The 19,787-nt window shown below is 68.0% G+C and carries 19 protein-coding genes; 12 read left to right on the top strand and 7 right to left on the bottom strand.

Going from position 1 to position 19,787, the window contains the following annotated elements; translation table 11 throughout:
* Positions 1-97 precede the first annotated feature (97 nt).
* Positions 98-448 carry a VOC family protein gene (locus ACX9OW_RS12760; protein WP_111186114.1) on the top strand — a complete coding sequence of 117 codons (351 nt, stop codon included), beginning with the start codon at positions 98-100 and terminating at the stop codon, positions 446-448.
* Between the two features lie 10 nt (positions 449-458).
* Here the strand turns inward: ACX9OW_RS12760 and ACX9OW_RS12755 are convergent, their stop codons facing one another.
* A complete protein-coding gene (locus ACX9OW_RS12755) occupies positions 459-746 on the bottom strand; it encodes a KGG domain-containing protein (RefSeq protein ID WP_197572100.1) in 288 nt (95 codons plus the stop codon).
* 204 nt (positions 747-950) lie between these two features.
* On the opposite strand from ACX9OW_RS12755, the gene ACX9OW_RS12750 reads away from it, so the two are divergent.
* Positions 951-1,844, top strand: coding sequence for an NAD-dependent epimerase/dehydratase family protein (locus ACX9OW_RS12750; protein ID WP_053517184.1), 894 nt, complete (start codon positions 951-953; stop codon positions 1,842-1,844).
* Between the two features lie 210 nt (positions 1,845-2,054).
* Positions 2,055-4,589, top strand: a complete 2,535-nt coding sequence (locus ACX9OW_RS12745) for a methyl-accepting chemotaxis protein (protein ID WP_459062345.1) — start codon at positions 2,055-2,057, stop codon at positions 4,587-4,589.
* A gap of 79 nt (positions 4,590-4,668) precedes the next feature.
* On the opposite strand, the gene ACX9OW_RS12740 is transcribed toward ACX9OW_RS12745, so the two are convergent.
* A complete protein-coding gene (locus ACX9OW_RS12740) occupies positions 4,669-5,055 on the bottom strand; it encodes a DUF2628 domain-containing protein (protein WP_065174483.1) in 387 nt (128 codons plus the stop codon).
* 215 nt (positions 5,056-5,270) lie between these two features.
* Here ACX9OW_RS12740 and ACX9OW_RS12735 point away from each other — a divergent pair, with 215 nt between their 5' ends.
* The 6 genes from ACX9OW_RS12735 (at position 5,271) to hemC (ending at position 11,711) form a co-directional block, all read left to right on the top strand.
* The gene (locus tag ACX9OW_RS12735) at positions 5,271-5,441 is read left to right on the top strand and encodes a hypothetical protein (protein ID WP_164972337.1); all 171 of its coding nucleotides are present in this window, start codon (positions 5,271-5,273) and stop codon (positions 5,439-5,441) included.
* Positions 5,442-5,824: 383 nt separating this feature from the next.
* On the top strand, positions 5,825-7,750 hold the full coding sequence (mdoH, locus tag ACX9OW_RS12730; RefSeq protein ID WP_459062344.1) for a glucans biosynthesis glucosyltransferase MdoH: 1,926 nt from the start codon (positions 5,825-5,827) through the stop codon (positions 7,748-7,750).
* Positions 7,751-7,800: 50 nt separating this feature from the next.
* Positions 7,801-8,460, top strand: a complete 660-nt coding sequence (locus ACX9OW_RS12725) for an alpha/beta hydrolase (RefSeq protein ID WP_065174484.1) — start codon at positions 7,801-7,803, stop codon at positions 8,458-8,460.
* A gap of 3 nt (positions 8,461-8,463) precedes the next feature.
* Positions 8,464-9,507: a sensor histidine kinase gene (locus tag ACX9OW_RS12720; RefSeq protein WP_065174485.1), complete on the top strand. Its 1,044-nt coding sequence runs from the start codon at positions 8,464-8,466 to the stop codon at positions 9,505-9,507.
* A 10-nt stretch (positions 9,508-9,517) separates the two neighbouring features.
* Positions 9,518-10,249 (top strand): LytR/AlgR family response regulator transcription factor, encoded by a 732-nt coding sequence (locus tag ACX9OW_RS12715; protein ID WP_053517196.1) that lies wholly within the window; start codon positions 9,518-9,520, stop codon positions 10,247-10,249.
* A gap of 550 nt (positions 10,250-10,799) precedes the next feature.
* Positions 10,800-11,711, top strand: coding sequence for a hydroxymethylbilane synthase (hemC, locus tag ACX9OW_RS12710; protein ID WP_053520328.1), 912 nt, complete (start codon positions 10,800-10,802; stop codon positions 11,709-11,711).
* A gap of 68 nt (positions 11,712-11,779) precedes the next feature.
* Here the strand turns inward: hemC and ACX9OW_RS12705 are convergent, their stop codons facing one another.
* Positions 11,780-12,556 (bottom strand): DUF481 domain-containing protein, encoded by a 777-nt coding sequence (locus ACX9OW_RS12705; protein ID WP_065175204.1) that lies wholly within the window; start codon positions 12,554-12,556, stop codon positions 11,780-11,782.
* 106 nt (positions 12,557-12,662) lie between these two features.
* Positions 12,663-13,265, bottom strand: a complete 603-nt coding sequence (locus ACX9OW_RS12700) for a LolA family protein (protein ID WP_065175203.1) — start codon at positions 13,263-13,265, stop codon at positions 12,663-12,665.
* 83 nt (positions 13,266-13,348) lie between these two features.
* Here ACX9OW_RS12700 and ACX9OW_RS12695 point away from each other — a divergent pair, with 83 nt between their 5' ends.
* Positions 13,349-14,320: a helix-turn-helix transcriptional regulator gene (locus ACX9OW_RS12695; protein ID WP_053520325.1), complete on the top strand. Its 972-nt coding sequence runs from the start codon at positions 13,349-13,351 to the stop codon at positions 14,318-14,320.
* Between the two features lie 25 nt (positions 14,321-14,345).
* Entirely contained in the window at positions 14,346-15,140 is a 795-nt protein-coding gene (locus ACX9OW_RS12690; protein WP_065175202.1) for a MetQ/NlpA family ABC transporter substrate-binding protein, read from the top strand.
* Between the two features lie 73 nt (positions 15,141-15,213).
* On the opposite strand, the gene glpK is transcribed toward ACX9OW_RS12690, so the two are convergent.
* The 3 genes from glpK to ACX9OW_RS12675 form a co-directional block, all read right to left on the bottom strand.
* Positions 15,214-16,710, bottom strand: a complete 1,497-nt coding sequence (gene glpK, locus ACX9OW_RS12685; protein WP_459062343.1) for a glycerol kinase GlpK — start codon at positions 16,708-16,710, stop codon at positions 15,214-15,216.
* A 63-nt stretch (positions 16,711-16,773) separates the two neighbouring features.
* Positions 16,774-18,285: a glycerol-3-phosphate dehydrogenase gene (gene glpD / locus ACX9OW_RS12680; protein WP_459062342.1), complete on the bottom strand. Its 1,512-nt coding sequence runs from the start codon at positions 18,283-18,285 to the stop codon at positions 16,774-16,776.
* 158 nt (positions 18,286-18,443) lie between these two features.
* On the bottom strand, positions 18,444-19,079 hold the full coding sequence (locus tag ACX9OW_RS12675; protein ID WP_053520322.1) for an OmpW/AlkL family protein: 636 nt from the start codon (positions 19,077-19,079) through the stop codon (positions 18,444-18,446).
* A 187-nt stretch (positions 19,080-19,266) separates the two neighbouring features.
* Between ACX9OW_RS12675 and ACX9OW_RS12670 the strand changes: the two genes are divergently transcribed.
* Positions 19,267-19,782 (top strand): DNA-deoxyinosine glycosylase, encoded by a 516-nt coding sequence (locus ACX9OW_RS12670; RefSeq protein ID WP_262101438.1) that lies wholly within the window; start codon positions 19,267-19,269, stop codon positions 19,780-19,782.
* Positions 19,783-19,787 lie beyond the last annotated feature (5 nt).

Raw genomic sequence — 19,787 nt, 5'->3', positions numbered from 1 at the left:
CGCCCTGCCGCATCAGTCTGTACACGCCCCCTGAAGATTGACGGCGTGCCGGCCGGTCGCGCAGTTTCGTTTTTGCCCCTCATTGAACAGGAACGTCATGGCTGTCAGACGCATCGTCGCCAACATCGCCACACCCGATCCGACGCGCGCCGCCGCGTTCTACGGCGGCATCCTCGGCATGCCGGTGGTGATGGATCATGGCTGGATCGTCACCTACGCCGGGCAGCACACTGCGCCTGCGCAGCTCAGCTTCGCCAGCGAGGGTGGGTCGGGAACGCCGGTACCGGACCTGTCGATCGAGGTGGACGATCTGGATGACGTTCTGCAACGGATCCGCAGCGCTGGCATCGACGTCGTGTATGGCCCCGTCGAGGAGCCATGGGGCGTGCGTCGGTTCTTCGTCCGCGACCCGTTCGGGCGCCTGCTGAACCTCCTCAGCCACGGCTGAGGCGCGTCGCTCAGTCCTGCTGACCCGGTTCGTCGCGGCCCTGTGGACCTTGATCGGACTGCTGGCGCTGCTGTTGTGCGCGGGCGTGGCGTGCATGCCCGCCTTCGCGACCGATCGCGGCCATGTGCTGGCGATCGCGGCTGATGGCTTCGCCTCCTTTGCGGCCGGCAATGCGCGCCTCGGCGGGACTGAATTCATGGGCGTTGCCGGAGGCATGGGCGGCGCGCCCACCCTTGGCGGCGATCGCGCGCTGCGTGCGCTGGTCCATCGACGCGAACCCGCGGTTGCTGCTGGCCATAGGGGATCTCTCTCGGCGTGGCGGAGTCTCATGCTTGCCGACGGCAGGCTAACGGTGCGTCCGCGGATGGCGCGTGGCCTTCACGCTGTGCCTGCCTGCTGTTGACGCTGCACTTGCGCAGCGCCGCTATCGCCCTCGACACAGGCCACGCCTAGAATCGGTTCATCCCGGTAGCTCCCGGGCGCTGTTGAGTGAATGGACTCAATGAAGATTCTGTTGACCGGAAGTTCCGGGCGGATCGGACGCGCGATCTTCGGCGCGTTGGCGGCCACCCATGAAGTCATCGGGCTGGACCGCAGCCCGTTCGCCACTACACGCATCATTGCCGACGTCACCAACACGAAGGCACTGGAGCGTGCCGTGCGCGGCGTGGATGCGGTGATCCACACCGCTGCGCTGCATGCACCGCATGTCGGGCTGGTGCCGGACACGGTGTTCCAGCAGATCAACGTGGAGGCGACCGCGCAGCTGCTGCGGCTGGCGCGCGATGCTGGCGTCGGACGCTTCGTGTTGACCAGCACCACCGCCCTGTACGGCCATGCCGTGGTGGCGGGCGGTTGCCGCTGGATCGACGAAGACACTGAACCCCTGCCGAGGACCATCTACCACCGCACCAAGCTGCAGGCCGAGGCGCTGGCCGAAGCCGCGGCATCGGAGGCGTTCGCCGTGCGCGTGCTGCGCATGGGCCGCTGCTTCCCCGAGCCTCCCGAGCGCATGGCGATGTTCCGCCTGCACCGGGGCCTGGATGCACGCGATGTGGCCAGCGCGCATGCCGCGCTGCTGCACAACGGGGGCGCACCGTTCCAGCGCTACATCGCCTGCGCGCCGACCCCCTTCCGGCGCGAGGACTGCCTGGAACTGGCCACCCAGCCACGCCGGGTGCTGGCGCGGCGCGCACCGCAGCTGCTGGCCGAGTTCGAGCGCCGCGGCTGGCCACTGCCGCTGAGCATCGACCGCGTGTACGACGGCAGCCGTGCGGTTGCGGTGCTGGGCTGGCAGCCGCGCTACGGTCCGGACGATGTACTGCAGCAGTACGCGGCAGGCAGCATCGAAGTGCTGCCACGCACGCAGTGGTTGAAGGACCGGGTGGTCGAGTAGGTTCGCCGCACGTATGAGCCATCCCAAACTGAGTGCATTCAGCTTGACGCAGGGCAACGGCTCAACCCCGCCGCGGAACGGCCGCTAACCCGGTGCGCCCTTGCGGTGCCGGGCATCGCCCGGCTCAGACAGGTCGCCGCGCGAGGGATCGCGCACCAGCGCGGCGCCAACGCGGTGCCGGATGTCCTGACCTGCCTTGCGGACCCTCCCATGCCGTCTTCCCGCTCCGCCGCTGCCCGTCGTCCGGGCAGCATCGCCCACAAGCTGATGCTGGGCACCGCTGCCATCGCGCTGTTGTGCTTCGGCCTGACCGCCTTTCTGATCTACCGCCAGGCCAGTGCCAGCCTGATCAACGCGTCGCGGCAGACCATGGCCAGCGAGGCGCATGCCGAAGCGCGCCAGGTTGCGGCCGATCTGGGCACCGCCTTCGCCAGCAACGATGCCATGGTCGAGGCCGTCCTGGCCCAGCGCGCGCGGGGCGACCAGCCTGATCGTGCCAGCCTGGCGGCCGTGCTCGGCGAACAGCTGCGCGCGCACCCGGAGTGGCTGGGCAAGAGCACCATGTGGGAGGCCGATGCCTTCGATGGCAAGGACGCGGAGTTCGTCAACAGCGAGGCCCATGACGCCACCGGTCGCTACATGAGCTACTGGGCCTGGCAGGATGGCAAACCGCAGCAGTCGGTGATGACCGACTACACCGACACCGCCAGCGGTTCCGGTGACTGGTACATGGGGCCGAGCCGCGACAAGCTGCCCAAGGTGAGCGAGCCCTATGCCTATGAGATCGCCGGCCAGCAGGTGCTGATGAGCACCCTGAGCACGCCCATCGTGGAGAACGGCACGTTCCTCGGCGTGTTCACCGTCGATTTCTCGCTGGCGGCGCTGCAGAAGCATCTGGCGACGCTTGCGCCGATGGGAGCAGGCCGCGTTGAACTGCTTTCGCCCAAGGGCGTGGTCCTGGCTTCGGCCGACGCCGCCGAGATCGGCAAGCCGCGCACCGATGCCTTCACCCGCGACATGCTGGCCGGAATCGCGGCCGACAGGACCGTCGAAGCGTTCGAGCCGGATGCCGCCGGCAATGTGCGCCTGTACGTGCCACTGCGGGTTGGCGATGCCCCGCAGCGCTTCGCGCTGGGTGTGGTGGTGCCGCATGCGGTGATCGTGGCCGAGGCTCGCCAGCTGCTGTGGCTGACGCTGCTGGTCGGCGTGCTGGCCGCGCTGACATTGAGCGCCGGCGTCTACCTGCTGCTGCGTCACCTGGCGATCCGGCCGCTGGCGCAGGCGGTACGCATTGCAGGTGACGTGGCGGCGGGCAAGCTGGACACCGCGCTGCCGGCGCGCGGCAACGATGAGGTCGGGCGCCTGCTCGAGGCGATGCAGGGCATGCGGGGACAGCTGCAGGCGGTGATGGCGGCGCAGGCGGAGATGGCACGCCGCCATGATGCGGGCGAGCTCAGTTACCGGATGGACGCGGCGGCCTTCCCGGGGGAGTACGGTCGCATGGTGGCCGACAGCAATCAGCTGGTGGCGTCCAGCAATGCGGTCACCCAGCGGCTGGTGGACGTGATGCAGCGCTACGCGGTGGGCGATCTGAGCGTGGACATGGAGCCGCTGCCGGGCGAGAAGGCGGTGTTCACCGCCGCCATGGCCACCACCAAGAGCAACCTGGCGGCGATCAACGAGCAGATCCAGCAGCTGGCCGCCGCTGCTGCCGCCGGCGACTTTGCCGTGCGTGGTGACAGTGAGCGGTTCGAGCACGATTTCCGCCGCATGGTGACCACGCTGAACGCGATGATGCAGGCCAGCGACCACAACCTCGCGGCGCTTTCCACGCTGCTGCGCGCCATCGCCGCCGGCGACCTCAGTGCACGCATGCAGGGCGACTTCCATGGTGTGTTCGCGGTGATGCGCGACGATGCCAACAGCACCGCGCAACAGCTGACCCATATCGTCGGCCAGATCCAGCAGTCAGCGGCGAGCATCCGCCTGGCGGCCGGCGAGATCGCCGCTGGCAACAGCGATCTGTCGCGTCGCACAGAACTGCAGGCGGCCAACCTGGAAGAAACGGCAGCGTCGATGGAGGAGTTGACCTCCACCGTGCGCCAGAATGCCGATCATGCCCTGCAGGCGAACACGTTGGCCGCATCGGCGGCGGACGTGGCCAGCGAAGGCGGAAAGGTGGTCGGCCAGGTGGTACAGACCATGCAGCAGATCGAAACCTCATCGCAGCGCATCGCCGAGATCATCTCGGTGATCGACGGCATCGCTTTCCAGACCAACATCCTGGCCCTGAACGCCGCCGTTGAGGCCGCGCGTGCGGGCGAGCAGGGACGCGGCTTCGCCGTGGTGGCCAGCGAAGTGCGTGCGCTGGCCCAGCGCTCGGCCGCAGCGGCGAAGGAAATCAAGGGACTGATCGACGCATCGGTGGCCCAGGTCGGCAGCGGTGCGCAGCTGGTGCACCGCGCAGGCAACACCATGCAGGAGATCGTCGGCCAGGTCGGGCGGGTCAACGAGATCATGGCCGAGATCTCGGCCGCCTCGCGCGAGCAGTCGGCCGGCATCGAGCAGGTCAACCAGACCGTGGTGCAGATGGATGAAACCACCCAGCAGAATGCGGCGCTGGTGGAAGAGGCCAGTGCTGCCGCGCGCGCGATGGAAGAGCAGGCCGAGCAGCTTGCGGTGGCGGTGTCCCGCTTCCGGCTGCAGTCGGCCACGGGCACGACGGCCACGCTGCGCGCGGCCTGACGCCGGAAACGAAGACGCCCGGCGGGGGCCGGGCGTCGGTTGCATCCTTGCCGCGCGTCCGTGCGCAGGTCTGAGTGGCTCAGAACATTCCTTCAAACGGGTTCCAGCGGATCCGGCCTTCCACCTTCTCCAGGTAATAGCTGTAGTTGGTGCTGGAGGCGACCAGGACATTGAAGGCGATGAACACCGCGCGGCCGACGATGTCGGGCAGGAACATCGTGATGGCCGCCAGGGCGATGGCGATGCCGATCACCACCAGCGCCTTGCGCCACATGCCCAGGATCAGCAGGTAGATGGGGCCGAAGAACAGGGCAAAGATGTTCAGGTTGATCTTCAGGCGGTCGCCGAAGGACAGGGCCCGCCAGGCCTGCTTGAAGCCGGGCTCCTTGGGCGCGCCGTGCTGGCGGTAGAAGTTGAAGCGGAATTGCCACTTGGGGCTGAAGTGGGTGAGGTCGACGGTATTCATGGGAGGAACGTCCCTGTGAGAAAACGTTTTCATGCTACCGGAAATGCCTATTCAGGATCCAGCGCTGCGTGCCTGGAACGTGACACATGTCCTTTGCAGGCGCAGGCCTCACCGGCTTGCACGTCACCCATCCGCCTTGTTTTTAGGATAGGGTGCGCAGTTCCGCTGCCGCCCGGTTGGACCCGCGCGGCAGCGGGGATGTCCACGGAGGTTGCATGACCACACCCGCTACACCAGAAAACGCACCGGGACCGGTGCTTCTGCCCACACCCGAAGTGGTGCAGGCCCAACAACTGCTCGCCCGCCAGCAACTGGCGGTGGCGATGGACCGTGCGCGCACCGCTGCCCTGCAGGACGCGGCCGGCGTCGTCCTGCAGGACGAGTAACGCGCGCTGCTGAAGTACGATCAATCGCGTTGGCCCCGCCGCCAGCGCGACCGCCGAGGGATGTGCCGCCGCCCGTTTTGCTCGATCCAATTGCGGTCGATCCGGCAGGCCGTCGGCAGCCTCGCCTGCTGTTTGCTGAATGGGGAGAAATCCCGGCGTAGGCCTTCGCACCCGGCTTACATGTAGCGGCCTAGACTGGGCCGCATTTTCGATTCCGCCCCGTTGGAGATCGTGTGGGTTCCGGTAGTGACAGACAGCGACTGCGCGGCCTCAGGCCGACGCAGCCAGGACAAGTGCGGGCGCCGGGAAGGCGCGCCGGGAACCTTCGTGCATGCAGCCTGGCCCGGACGGCCGGCCATGCCGACTGCGCGGAGTAGGCGCCGATGGGGGTGCAGACCATCCATGCGGAGGCGGAATCGGCCGGGCCTGACGCCGGCTGGGCGCTGCTGCCTGCCGAAGTGCCTTTGCCGATGCCCGAGCAGACCCTGCGCGAAGGGCAGCTCAGGGTGCGCCGGCACCGCACCTCGCCACGCCTGATCGGCCTGCGTCGGCTGTACATCCTGGGCGGCACGCTGGTGATGACCGCAGCGGCCACCCGGATGATGTGGCGGGTGTTGTCGGTCAACGGCATCAGCGTGCTCGAAGCCTGCCTGCTGGTGCTGTTCGTGGGCCTGTTCGCCTGGATCGCGCTGTCGTTCGCCAGCGCGGTGGCAGGCTTCCTCACCGCCGTGTTCGACCGTGGCTATCGCCTGGGCATTGATCCGGACAAGCCGCTGCCCACCGTGCACAGCCGCACGGCGCTGCTGATGCCGACCTACAACGAGGATCCGCGCCGGCTGCTGGCCGGCCTGCGTGCGATCTACGAATCGGTGGCGGCCACCGGCCAGCTGGAGCGTTTCGACTTCTTCGTGCTCAGTGACACCCGCCGTGACGATATCGCGCGGGCCGAAGAGCAGGTCTTCGCCGAGCTCCGCGAGCAGGTGCCCGACGGCCGCATGCGGCTGTTCTACCGCCGTCGTGGCGACAACAGCGGCCGCAAGGCGGGCAACATCGCCGACTGGGTGCGCCGTTTCGGCGGGGCCTACCCGCAGATGCTGATCCTGGACGCCGACAGCCTGATGACCGGCGACAGCATCGTGCGCCTGGTGGCCGGCATGGAACACAACGCTGACGTCGGCCTGATCCAGACCCTGCCGTCGGTGATCGGCGGACGCACCCTGTTCGCCCGCATGCAGCAGTTCGGTGGCCGCGTCTACGGGCCGGTGATCGCCCGGGGCGTGGCCTGGTGGCACGGCGCTGAAAGCAACTACTGGGGCCACAACGCCATCATCCGCACCCGTGCCTTCGCCGACCATGCCGGCCTGCCATCGCTGCCTGGGCGCAAGCCGTTCGGCGGCCACGTGCTCAGCCACGACTTCGTCGAAGCCGCGCTGATGCGGCGTGGCGGCTGGGCCGCGCACATGGTGCCGTACCTGGGGGGCAGCTATGAGGAAGGCCCGCCGACCCTGACCGACCTGCTGGTGCGCGACCGCCGCTGGTGCCAGGGCAACCTGCAGCACGGCAAGGTGGTCGGCAGCCGCGGCCTGCACTGGATCAGCCGCATGCACATGCTGATCGGCATCGGCCATTACTTCACTGCGCCCATGTGGGCGATGCTGATGCTGATCGGCATCGCCATCCCGCTGTTCCAGGAAGGCATCGACTTCAATGCCGTGCTGCACCTGGCGCCCGGCGTGTACTGGCGCGCGCAGGACGAGCAGCAGGTGGTGCGCCTGTTCGCCGCCACCATGGCGGTACTGCTGATGCCCAAGGTGCTGGGCTACCTGGCGATGCTGCTGGACCCGGTGGATCGTCGTGGCTGCGGCGGTGCGTTCCGTGCCTTCGTGTCGATGCTGGTGGAGACCGTGCTGGCGGCACTGATGGCGCCGGTGGTCATGTATGTGCAGTCCCGCGGCGTGGCCGAAGTGCTGTCCGGACGCGACTCGGGGTGGGACGCCCAGCAGCGCGACGACGGTGGCATTTCCTGGATGGCGCTGGTGCGCGGTTACGGCGGCCTGGGCCTGTTCGGCGCCTTCATGGGCGTGCTGGCCTGGCTGGTCTCGCCGTCGCTGGCGGCATGGATGGCGCCGGTGGTGATCGGCATGGTGCTGGCCATCCCGGTGGTCGCACTGACCTCGTCGCGCGGTCCCGGTGCGTTCCTGCACCGGCTGGGCCTGCTCGACATCCCCGAGGAGAACATTCCGCCGCCGGTGCTGGTACGCGCCGCGCAGCTGCGCCGGGAAGCGGCCGAACAGCCACCGCTGTACTGATCGCCCCACACCGGCGGCATAATGCGGCTCGCATCTGAAGGAGCCGCAACATGCTGCAAACGGTGGAACAGGAAACCGGCGCCTCGCCGCAGTGGTCGGTGATCTGGCTGCACGGCCTCGGCGCCGATGGCCATGACTTCGCCCCGATCGTTCCGGAGCTGGTGCGTCCGCACTGGCCGGCGCTGCGCTTCGTGTTCCCGCACGCCCCGGTGCGGCCGATCACGATCAACAACGGCGTGCCGATGCGCGGCTGGTACGACATCGTCGGCATGGATTTCCGTTCCCGCGCCGACATGGCCGGCGTGCGCGAATCGGTGGCCCAGGTAGAGGCCCTGATCGCCCGCGAGATCGAGCGGGGCATCACGCCGGAGCAGATCTTCCTGGCCGGCTTCTCGCAGGGGGGCGCGATCATTCTTACCGCCGCGCTGTCGCGCACGGCGCCGCTGGCCGGGCTGATCGCGCTGTCCACCTACCTGCCCGACGCGGACAGCGCCGAGCGCGTGGCTACCGCAGTGGACGTGCCGGTGTTCATGGCCCACGGCAGCGGCGACCCGGTCATTCCGCAGGCGGTAGCCGCACACAGCGCGCAGGCGCTGCGCGCGTTGGGCCTGCAGGTGCAGTGGCACAGCTACCCGATGGCGCACCAGGTCTGTGCCGAGGAGATCGATGCCCTGGGTGACTGGCTGCAGGAACGCCTGGGCGTCGCCTGACCCATGTCACCGGCCAGCACGCCTCCCTGGATGCCGGAACTGTGCCGCCTGCGGCGGCTGGCGGCGATGCTCGGCCTGGCCGAGCTGGTGGTGGTGCTGCTGGCCCTGGCCCCCGATGGCAGCCGTCACTGGACGGTGGGCGAGCTGCTTTCGGCCAGCGGTTTCGCACTCTGGCTGGCGCTGGCGGTGACCGCCAGCCTGTGCATGCTGCGGCAGGCGCTGTCGAGGCTGCCACCGCTGCTGGGCGCCGCTGCGGCGATCGCACTGGCGGCGCTGATCGCCGTGGTCTGCGCGGGCATCATCCACGCGCTGTATGCAGTGCTGGGCGACAGCTTCGCCCGTGGCATCAGCTTCTGGCGCTTCACCCTTGGCAGTGCGGCCACCAGCGCACTGATCAGCGCGCTGGCCCTGCGCTACTTCTACGTGAGCGACCGCTGGGCCGCGCAGGTGCAGGCCAACGCACGTGCACAGGCCGATGCACTGCAGGCCCGGATCCGTCCGCATTTCCTGTTCAACAGCATGAATCTGATCGCCAGTCTGCTGCATCGTGATCCGGCGGTGGCCGAACGCGCCGTGCTGGACCTGTCCGATCTGTTCCGCGCGGCGCTGGGGGCGGGCGATGGAGATTCCACCCTGCAGGCCGAATGCGAGCTGGCCGAGCGTTACCTGTCGATCGAGTCGCTGCGCCTGGGAGAGCGCCTGCAGGTGCATTGGCAGCGTGACGAGCCGCTGCCGTGGGAGCAGCCGCTGCCGCGGCTGGTGTTGCAGCCACTGGTGGAAAACGCGGTGCTGCATGGCATTTCGCGGTTGCCGGAAGGTGGCACCGTCGAGCTGCACGTGGCGCGCGAAGGCAACGAGCTGCACATCCGCGTACGCAATCCCGCTCCCGATCCACAGACGCCGGGGCTGGCCCTGGCACGCGGCGCCGGGCATGCCCAGCACAGCATCGGTCATCGCCTGGCGTGGCGCTTCGGCAGTGCCGCACGGATGACGGCCGGCTGGAGCGAGGGCTACTATGCCTGCCAGGTGACGGTGCCGATCCAGTGAGGGAACGATCGTGAGGGTAGTCATCGCCGATGATGAACCGCTGGCGCGCGAGCGCCTGCGCAGCCTGCTGGCGGCGCAGGAGGGGGTGGACGTGGTGGCCGAGGCCGGTAACGGCGAGCAGGCCCTGCACGCCTGCGCGGAACTGCAGCCGGACCTGGTGCTGCTGGACATCGCGATGCCCGGACTGGATGGGCTGGAAGCGGCCCGTCACCTGGCCAGCTTCGAGCCACGCCCGGCGGTGGTGTTCTGTACGGCCTACGACGCGCATGCCTTGTCGGCATTCGAAGCGGCGGCCATCGACTACCTGATGAAGCCGGTGCGTGCCGAGCGGCTGGCAGCGGCCATCGCGCGCGCGCGGACCTTTCTGGCCGGGCGCGGGGGGCAGCCACAGCACGACGCGGGGCAACAGGCACGCAGCATGCTGTGCGCCCGGCTGCGGGGCAGCCTGCGGCTGATTCCACTGGATGACATCCATTACCTGCAGGCCGAGGAAAAGTACGTGGTGGTGCACCACGCGCGTGGTGAGGACCTGATCGAGGAGTCGCTGAAGTCGCTGGAGGAGGAATTCGCCAGCCGCTTCGTGCGCATCCACCGCAACTGTCTGGTGGCGCGGCACGAACTGGTGGAACTGCGTCGTGGCGTGGGCGGGCAGGTGCAGGCGGTGCTCCGGCATGGCAAGCAGCCGCTGGAGGTCAGCCGCCGCTGTGTGGCGACGCTGAAGCAGGAACTGCGGCATCTGTGAGTGTCCGGCGCGGCCTGCGGCCGCGACTGCTTGCGGGCAACGTCTGAAGCAAGAGCAACAGCAACAGCAACTGCAGGTTGTGTTCGGCTCTGAGTTGTTGCGTGTTGGGTGAGTCGGGATGGGCGGGCGAGACACGCCGTAAACCCATCCATGGGGGCTCGATGGCGCCATCCATGGCGCCAACGGTCCCGCCCGCCCATCCCGACTCACCCTCGCGAATTTCCCGGTGACGGACGGCAAAAGCGTTGGTGATATCGGATGGGAGAGAGGGGTCTGACCCCGAGAGCCGCTGGCTGTTGCTTCTGCTTCTTTCTTTTGATCTTCCGTGGCTGGCGCACACGGAAACTGTCAGAGGCCGGGCGGGGTGGGTTGCGCAGGGGCGTGAGCCGCATGGATGCGGCGACCGAGCTTACATGGACGTACTTGCAGCGGCCCCTGCGCAGCCCATCCCGCCCGGCCAAGCACGGCTGTTGCTTCAGCCTTGTCCCCAGCCAGCCATGAGGGGCTCCGCCGTTGGCCGTATCCGCGCCGAAGGCGCGATAATGACCGGATGGAAACCGTCCGCATCGCCACCCGCAAGAGCCCGCTCGCCCTCTGGCAGAGCGAACACGTCGCCGACCGCCTCCGCCAGGCCCATCCCGGCCTGCACGTGGAGCTGGTCCCGATGAGCACGCGCGGCGATGAAGTGCTCGACCGCTCGCTGGCCGCCATCGGTGGCAAGGGCCTGTTCCTGAAGGAACTGGAGCTGGCCATCCTGCGCGGCGACGCCGACTGCGCCGTGCATTCGCTGAAGGATGTGCCGATGGAACTGGATGCGCCGTTCGTGCTGCCGGCCATGCTGCCCCGTCATGACCCGGCCGACGGCTTCGTCTCCAACCTCTATGCCTCGCTTGATGCGTTGCCCATCGGCGCGCGCGTCGGCACGTCCTCGCTGCGCCGCCAGGCCCAGCTGCGTGCGCTGCGCCCGGACCTGGAACTGCTGGACCTGCGTGGCAACGTCAATACGCGCCTGGCCAAGCTCGACAACGGGGGCTACGACGCCATCGTGCTGGCCGTCGCCGGGCTGGAGCGCCTGGGACTGGGCGATCGGATCGTGCTGCGCCTGCAGCCGCCGCACTGGCTGCCGGCGCCGGCGCAGGGCGCCGTGGCCGTGGAGTGCGACGGCAGCAATGCGCCGCTGATGGCCTTGTTCGCTGCGCTCGATGACGCCGCGACACGCGCCTGCGTGGAAGCGGAGCGGGCAATGAACCGCGCGCTGCATGGCAGCTGCCATGTGCCGGTGGCGGCGATCGCGCAGTGGCAGGGGCAGGACCTGCACCTGCAGGGGCTGGTCGGCAGCGCCAGCGATGGCCGTGCGGTGCGCGCCGAAGGCGTGGGCCCGGCCAGCGACCCGGACGCGCTGGGCCAGCGCGTGGCGCAGAGGCTGCTCGATGGCGGGGCGGGTGAGCTGCTGAACGCCTGACCCGGCCGATTCCCTCGGCCAGGCGCTGCGGAACAGAAACGAAAACGGGCGCCAGGCGCCCGTTTCGCTTATTTGAACTTGTAGACCACGTTCATGGTGGTCAGCGTATCGGTCTTGCGCTTGTCCACCGCGACGTCGCTGTTGTAGCGGGCCTGCCAGCCGGCCTTCAAGGCCAGGTGTTCATTCATGCTCACCGACAGGCCGAAATCGTTCTGGCCGAAGGTGTTGTACGACCCCGATTCGACCAGCAGCGTGTTGACCAGATCGGTGTTCTCGGTAAGCGAGTACTTCATGTCGAACAGGCCACGACCGATCAGCCCGGTACGGGTGCGATCATCCTCGGTGCTGTGGGTGCGGCGCACACCGGGGCCGACCTGGGCATCGAAATAGAAGCGCTCGGTACTCCACAGACGGGTGCCGTAACCCAGACCGAACGAGCTCTGGCGGTCGTAGGTGGCGAAGTCATCGCGCTCGGTACGCACCGTGGCGGTCAGCTGGCGGTGCTCGCCCAGCTGCAGCGCGCTGCCGGCGCTGCCGGTGTAGCGGTTGGCGGTGGTGTTGTTGCGGCGGGTGGTGGTGCCGTCGTCGTTGGTCTCGGTCACCTTGGAGCTGGAACGCAGGCCGAACAGGTCCATGCTGTGCACCCAGTCACCGTCGGTGTAGCGCAGGCGCAGGCGGCCGTTGAAGCTCTCGGTGCTGCTGTTGCCGCGTGCCGAGGCGAAGCCGAGCTCGCCGCCGCTGCCGCTCCAGGGCGAGGACATCGCCGCCAGTTCGGATGCATCCTGCGCGTACGCCAGCGGGGCGCAGAGCAGCAGGGGAATCAGCAGGGACACGCGCAGGGACATCGAGGCTTCTCCGAAGCGGTTAACAACCCGTGATGATACTGGAAGCGTGATGGCCGTCCGCCCCATGGCGCTGGCCGCTTCAGCAGGCGTTGTCACCGCTCCCCATTCAGGGCAGCTCGATGCGGAGGGAGGGGTCGTTGAAGCGCGAATAGCGCAGGCGCAGCTGGAACACCTTGCCGTTGCTGCTGCCGCTGCGCACGATCTGGCGTGGCAGGCCCTGCCCATCCACCCAGTACTCCAGGCGCTCGCCGGGGCCGGCGCCACGCAGCCGGTAGCGGCGGGTCTGGACCCCGTCCAGCGTCTGGCTGCCCAGATCCTCGGCCTGCAGCGCCGCGGGCGCGACGTCGGCCGGCAGCGGCGTCCGCCATTGCTCGAGCAGACCGGGCGGCGTCGGCACCTGGCGGATGGCCCCGTCGGCCTGCAGGAACATCGTGTCACCGATGATGGTCTGTGCACCGGCCGCCGTCTGTACCCGGAATCGGTCCGGGGCCACGAAGTCCATCGCACTGCGGACCGGCTGTGGCGTACCCAGCACTTCCAGTTCCGCGTGGAAGCTGCGCAGGGCGGCGAACCGTTGGCTGGCGGCCAGTACCGCCTGCGCCGGGTCGGCCTGCGGAACGACCGCGTCGCCGCCGGACGGCGCTGGGGGGCGACCACAGGCAGCCAGCAGCAGGCAGGCCAGCAGGGGCAGGGCGGGCAACCGGCGCATGGGAGGGCTTTCGCAGAGGGCGGGGCGCCCACGATAGCCCAAACCCCCCACACAAGACCCGCGACTCGGACATAATCGGGGGCATGGACCGATACGAACGCATCACCGCCCTGCATCGTCTGCTCAAGTCCGCGCGCTATCCGGTGACGGTGGCGACCCTGCAGGACAAGCTCGGTTGTTCCCGTGCCACCGTCTACCGCGACCTGGCGTTCCTGCGCGACGCGCTGATGGCGCCGATCGAGGGCGATGGCGAGGCCGGCTTCCGCTATCACGCCGACGAAAGCGACCGCTTCGAACTGCCCGGCCTCTGGCTCAGCTCGGAGGAGCTGCATGCCCTGCTGGCATCGCAGCACCTGCTGGCCCGTACCGGCGGGGGCGTGCTGTCTTCGGTGCTGGCACCGCTGCAGCAGCGCATCGAAAGCCTGCTGGCCGCGCAGGCGGGGGTCTCCAGCTGGCCGGTGGACCGGGTGCGGGTCATTCCGCATCGCGGCCGCAAATTCGACGAAGGCAGCTTCCGCAGCGTGGCTTCGGCCGTGCTCGAGCGGCGCCAGCTGGGCTTCGAGTACCGCGCCCGTTCCACCGACGAACCGACCAAGCGCACTGTTTCGCCGCAGCGCCTGACCCACTACCGCGACAACTGGTACCTCGATGCGTGGGACCACGACCGCGAGGCCCTCCGCAGCTTCGCGGTGGACCGGATCCACAAGGCGCGGGTGATCGACCACACGGCCCGTGACGTGGCCGACAGCGAACTGGACGAGCAGCTGGGTGCCAGCTACGGCATTTTCTCCGGTGCGCCGAAGGGCTGGGCCACCATCCTGTTCAGCGCCAAGGCTGCGCGCTGGGTCGCCGATGAGCACTGGCATTCCAAGCAGCAGGGCCGTTTCCTGGCCGACGGCCGCTATGAACTGAAAGTGCCTTACAGCGTGTCACGCGAACTGCTGATGGATGTGCTGCATTACGGCTCGGATGCCGAGATCGTCGAACCGACGATGCTGCGCGAGCAGGCCAAGGCACTGCTCGAGCTGGCCCTGAGCAACTACGATAGATCCTGACCTCCCCCCGAGAATCATTCCGCCCATGAAGAAGACCCTGTTGCTGCCCCTGCTCGCCGCTGCGCTGGCCCTGACCGCCTGCGGCAAGTCCGGCGAGCCTTCGCAGAAGCTGGTGGTGGCCGCCACGGCCGTGCCGCACGCCGAAATCCTCGAGGTGGTCAAGCCGATCCTCAAGCAGGAAGGCGTGGAACTGGACGTGCGCGTGTTCAACGACTACGTGCAGCCCAACGACCAGCTGGTGCAGAAGCAGGTGGACGTGAACTACTTCCAGACCGAGCCGTACCTGGACGCCTACAACCGCGACCGCAAGACCGATCTGGTGACGGTGATCGGCGTGCACATCGAGCCGTTCGGCGCATACTCGCGCAAGATCAAGTCGCTGGCCGAACTGCGCGAAGGCGCGGATGTGGTCATCCCGAACGATCCGAGCAACAACAGCCGGGCGCTGATCCTGCTGCACAAGGCCGGTGTGATCGAGCTGAAGGATCCGACCAATGCGCTGGCAACCCAGCGCGACATCGTCTCCAATCCGAAGCAGCTGAAGTTCCGCGAGCTGGATTCGGCGATGCTGCCCCGCGTACTGGATCAGGTGGACCTGGCCCTGATCAACACCAACTATGCATTGGATGCGGGTCTGAACCCGACCCGGGATGCGCTGGCGATCGAGAGCAAGGACTCGCCGTACGTGAACTTCCTGGTGGCCCGGCCCGACAACAAGGATGATGCGCGCGTGCAGAAGCTGGCCAAGGCGCTCACCAGCGCACAGGTGAAGGCGTTCATCGAGACCAAGTACAAGGGTGCCGTGCTGCCGGCGTTCTGATGTTGGGGTAGCGCCGGTCCATGCCCGGCGGATTGGGGATTGATTTGCCGGGCATGGCCCGGTGCTGCCGCCCTCAATCGACGAAGGCCAGGGTGGCGGCGACCGCCTGCTGCCACCCGGCATACAGCGTCTCGCGCCGTGATGCCGGCATCTGCGGCTCGAAACGGCGGTCCAGTCCCCATTGCGCGGCGATCTGTTCGCGGCTTTCCCAGAATCCCACCGCCAGCCCGGCCAGGTAGGCCGCGCCCAGCGCCGTGGTCTCGGTCAGCCGTGGCCGCAGCAGCGGAACGCCCAGAATGTCGGCCTGGAAGCTGGCAAGGAAGTCGTTGCCGATCGCGCCGCCGTCGGCACGCAGCTCGCTCAGGCCGATACCTGCATCGGACTGCATGGCATCGAGTACATCGCGGGTCTGGTAAGCCATTGCTTCCAATGCTGCACGCACGAAGTGCGACCTGCTGGTGCCCCGGGTCAGGCCGAACATCGCTCCACGCACGTCGCTGCGCCAGTAAGGCGCACCCAGGCCCACGAACGCCGGCACCAGATAGACGCCAGCGCTGTCGCCGACCTTCGCGGCCAGCGCCTGGCTGTCGCTGGCCCGATCGATCATGCGCAGGCCGTCGCGCAGCCACTGCACCACCGAGCCGGCGATGAAGATCGACCCCTCCAGTGCGTACTCCACGCGCCCGTCCAGGCCCCAGGCGATGGTGGTCAGCAGGCCATTGTGCGAACGCACGGCCTGCGCTCCGGTGTGCATCAGCATGAAGCAGCCGGTGCCGTAGGTGTTCTTCACCATGCCCGGCTGGAAGCAGGCCTGGCCGAACAGCGCGGCCTGCTGGTCGCCAGCGATACCGGCGATCGGAATCGGGTGGTCGAAGAAGAACTGCGGCCGGGTGTGCGCGTACACCGCGCTGGAGTCACGCACCTGCGGCAGCATGGCGCGCGGAATGTCCAGCAGCGCGAGCAGCTCGTCGTCCCAGTCCAGGGTGTGGATGTTGAACAGCAGCGTGCGTGCGGCGTTGCTGTAGTCCGTCACGTGTGCCTGGCCGCCACTGAGATTCCAGACCAGCCAGCTGTCGATGGTGCCGAACAGCAGTTCGCCACGCTCCGCGCGCTGTTGTGCGCCTTCCACGTGATCGAGGATCCAGCGCACCTTGGTGGCCGAGAAGTAGGCATCGATCAGCAGGCCGGTGCGTTCACGGATCAGCGCTTCGTGCCCCTGCGAGCGCAACCGCTCGCAGATGGCCTGGCTTTGCCGGGACTGCCAGACGATGGCGTTGTGGATCGGCTGGCCCGTGGCGCGTTCCCAGACCACGGTGGTCTCGCGCTGGTTGGTGATGCCCAGTGCGGCGATGTGGCGCGGGTCGATCTGTTCGCGGCTGAGCAGCTCGGTCAGCGTGGCGTAGACGCTGGTGAGGATCTCGCGCGGGTCATGTTCCACCCAACCGGGCTGCGGGAAAATCTGGGCGAACTCACGTTGCGCGCTGCCGACGATGTCGCCGGCGTGATCGAACAGGATCGCGCGCGAACTGGTGGTGCCCTGATCGATGGCCAGCACGTAGCGGGGCGTCATGCGGCGTCTCCGGTAGAGATGGGGAAATCCTACTGCATCGGCAGCGACGGGCCATGCCGGGTGTCACCGCGATCGGCCGGGCATGGCCTGGTGCTGCTGTTCCTCCAACCAGTCCTGCAGGCGTGCCACCTGTGCGGTGTCCAGCCGCAGTCCCAGCTTGCTCCGCCGCCACAGTATGTCCTCGGCGGTATGCGCCCATTCGTGATCGCGCAGGAACACGACCTCATGGGCGTGCAGCCCACCGCCGAAGTGTTCGCCGAGATCGTCCATGCCCTGCACCCCGTGCAGCAGCTCGGTGCTGCGGCTGCCATAGGCCTCGGCCCAGCGCCGCGTAGTGTCCTCAGGCAACCACGGTGCGAGTCTCCGCAGGTGAGAGCGTGCCTGCACGGCATCGCCCCAGTCGCTGCCCGGCAGCGGCGTCCCGGCTGCCGTCCATGCCGGCCCCATCTGCGGCAGGTGGGGCCGCAGCAGATCCAGCGCTTCTTCGGCCAGAACGCGGTAGGTGGTCAGCTTCCCCCCCAGCACGTGCACGGCGGGCGCGCCCTGCACCTGCAACTGCAGGCGATAGTCGCGGCTGAGTCGTGCCGCGCGCGGATCCGGGTCGGCCAGCAGCGGGCGCACGCCGGCAAACTGCCAGACCACCTCCGTCGCCGTGATCGGCTGGCGCAGATAGCGGTTGGCTGCCTCGCACAGGTATGTCACTTCCGAAGGCAGCACGTGGCAGCGCGCCGGATCGCCCTGATAGTCGGTGTCGGTGGTACCCACCAGCAGGTGGTCGTGGGTGAAGGGCAGCAGGAATACGACCCGTCCGTCGGGCTGCTGCAGCAGGCAGGCGCTGTCATCGGGCCAGGGCCGGCGCAGCACGATGTGGCTGCCCTGCACCAGGCGCAGGGCCGGTGTGCCGCTGCGCGCCTGCATGCGTTGCAGCAGGCCTCCGGCCCAGGGACCGGCCGCGTTGGCCACGGCATGTGCATGCACCGTCTGCTGCTGTCCCGCTGCATCGACCAGTACCGCCCGCCAGTGGCCCTGCTCGCCGTGCAGTTCGACGCAGCGGCTGCGGACCTGCACACGGGCACCGCGTTGCGCGGCATCCAGCGCGTTGAGCAGGACCAGGCGTGCATCGTCCACCTGCGCGTCGGCATAGCTGAAGGCCTGGTGCAACGATGGCGACAGCCACGTGCCCAACGGGTCGTGTGGCAGGTGCAGTGCGCGCGAAGCCGGAAACGCTGCGCCGCGATGGCCGAGGTGGTCATACAGCCACAGGCCGAGCCGCAGCATCCAGCGTGGCCGCAGGTGGGGTTCCCAGGGCAGCACGAAGCGCAGCGGCCGGACCAGGCAGGGCGCCTGCCTGCGGAGCACATCGCGTTCGCCGAGCGCCTTGCGCACCAGGCCGAACTCGCCCTGTTCCAGGTAGCGCAGCCCGCCATGGACCAGCTTGCTGCTGGCGCTGGAGGTATGTGACGCAAGATCGTGCTGCTCGCAGAGCAGCACGCGCAGGCCGCGGCCTGCGGCATCGCGCGCGATGCCGGCGCCGTTGATGCCACCTCCGATCACCAGCAGGTCGACGTTGTCCATCACGATCACCGGCCTTCCGTCCTTTGCAGAGTCAAGCCCTGCTCGACGTCCGGAGAAAAGCAGTCGAGCACGGCCCGACTCTACACAGAACGCGGGTGACGGAAACGACGACGGGCCCCGAAGGGCCCGTCGCGTACAGACAGTGAAGCAGGCGGTGCTTAGAAGCGGGCGCCGATACCCACGCCGACAGTCCACGGATCCAGCTTGGCTTCGCCGATCTTCTCGCCACCCACCTTCACGTCCGGGCGGGCGCGCATGTAGCGGGCATCAGCACGGGCGAACCAGGTGGAGTTGATGTTCATGTCGACGCCGACGGTGCCGATCACGCCCTTGGCATCCTTCAGGCGGATGTCGGAGCTGCTGCCGTCAGCCAGCGATTCGTTGCTGAAGGCCGACTGGAAGTAGCCCACGCCCACGAACGGACGGAACACGTTGTCGGCCTGGCCGAAGTGGTACTGGCCGCTCAGTGCGACCGGCTGCTGCTCGACGCTGCCCAGGCGGGTGTTGCCCGGACCCTTGACGCGGTGATCGAACTTGTCGGCAGCGCCCCACAGCTCAACGGCCCAGTTGTCGTTGACGTAGTAGCTGAAGCTGACGGTCGGCGCCGGGCCGCCATCGAGCTTCTTGACGCCGGTGATCGGATCATTCTTCGGCTGCAGCAGCGTGACGCCGCCAACCACGGCAAAATGCTTGCCCGAGGCGGTGTCGGTGGTGCTGCTGTCCTGGGCGAAAGCGGCCGGCGCGAAGGCGGCGGAGGTCAGCAGGGCGAGACTCAGGATACGGATGGAGCGCATGGGGGTATCTCCTAATGTTTCTTGTTTTTGGGCCCCCGGTTGCGGGGCGAGCACACCGTAGTCGCCTCAACATGAATCGAATCCGACGCGCGTTAAAAAATAGTTCGCTCTGTTCAGCGATGAGTTCGAAAAGCCTGTTTTCATGGGGTTTTTGCTCTGGAGGAATGTTCATGCAGTTGCACAAACCGTGAGCGCGCCAACGCTCTGCACCGGCCTGCCCGCGCAGGTGAACACGCGATCGCGCGTGTTGCTGCTTGGTTCGATGCCGGGTGCTGCGTCGCTGCACGCTGGCCAGTACTACGCGCATCCACGCAATCGTTTCTGGCCGCTCATGTCCGATATCTGCGGCTTTGACGCTGGTTTGCCCTATCCGCAACGCATGCGCGCCCTGAACGCCGCCGGTGTCGGGGTGTGGGATGTGATCGGCCGATGCGAGCGCCGGGGCAGCCTGGATGCGGACATCGTGCGTGGCACGGAAGTGGCCAACGCGCTGCCGGAACTGATCGCCCTGCTGCCTGAGCTGCAGCTGATCGGCTGCAATGGTGCTGCGTCGATGCAGGCATTCCAGCGCTGGGTGCTGCCTGTCCTGGGGGAGCCACCGCGTGTGCTGGCGCTGCCCTCGACCAGCCCGGCCAATGCGGCCTGGTCGCTGCAGCGCCTGCGTCAGGCCTGGCAGCCGGTGGCCGATGCACTGGCGACATGAAGCGG

The sequence above is a fragment of the Stenotrophomonas genospecies 5 genome (assembly GCF_054473825.1).
This window is presented reverse-complemented; position numbering and strand designations above follow the sequence as displayed.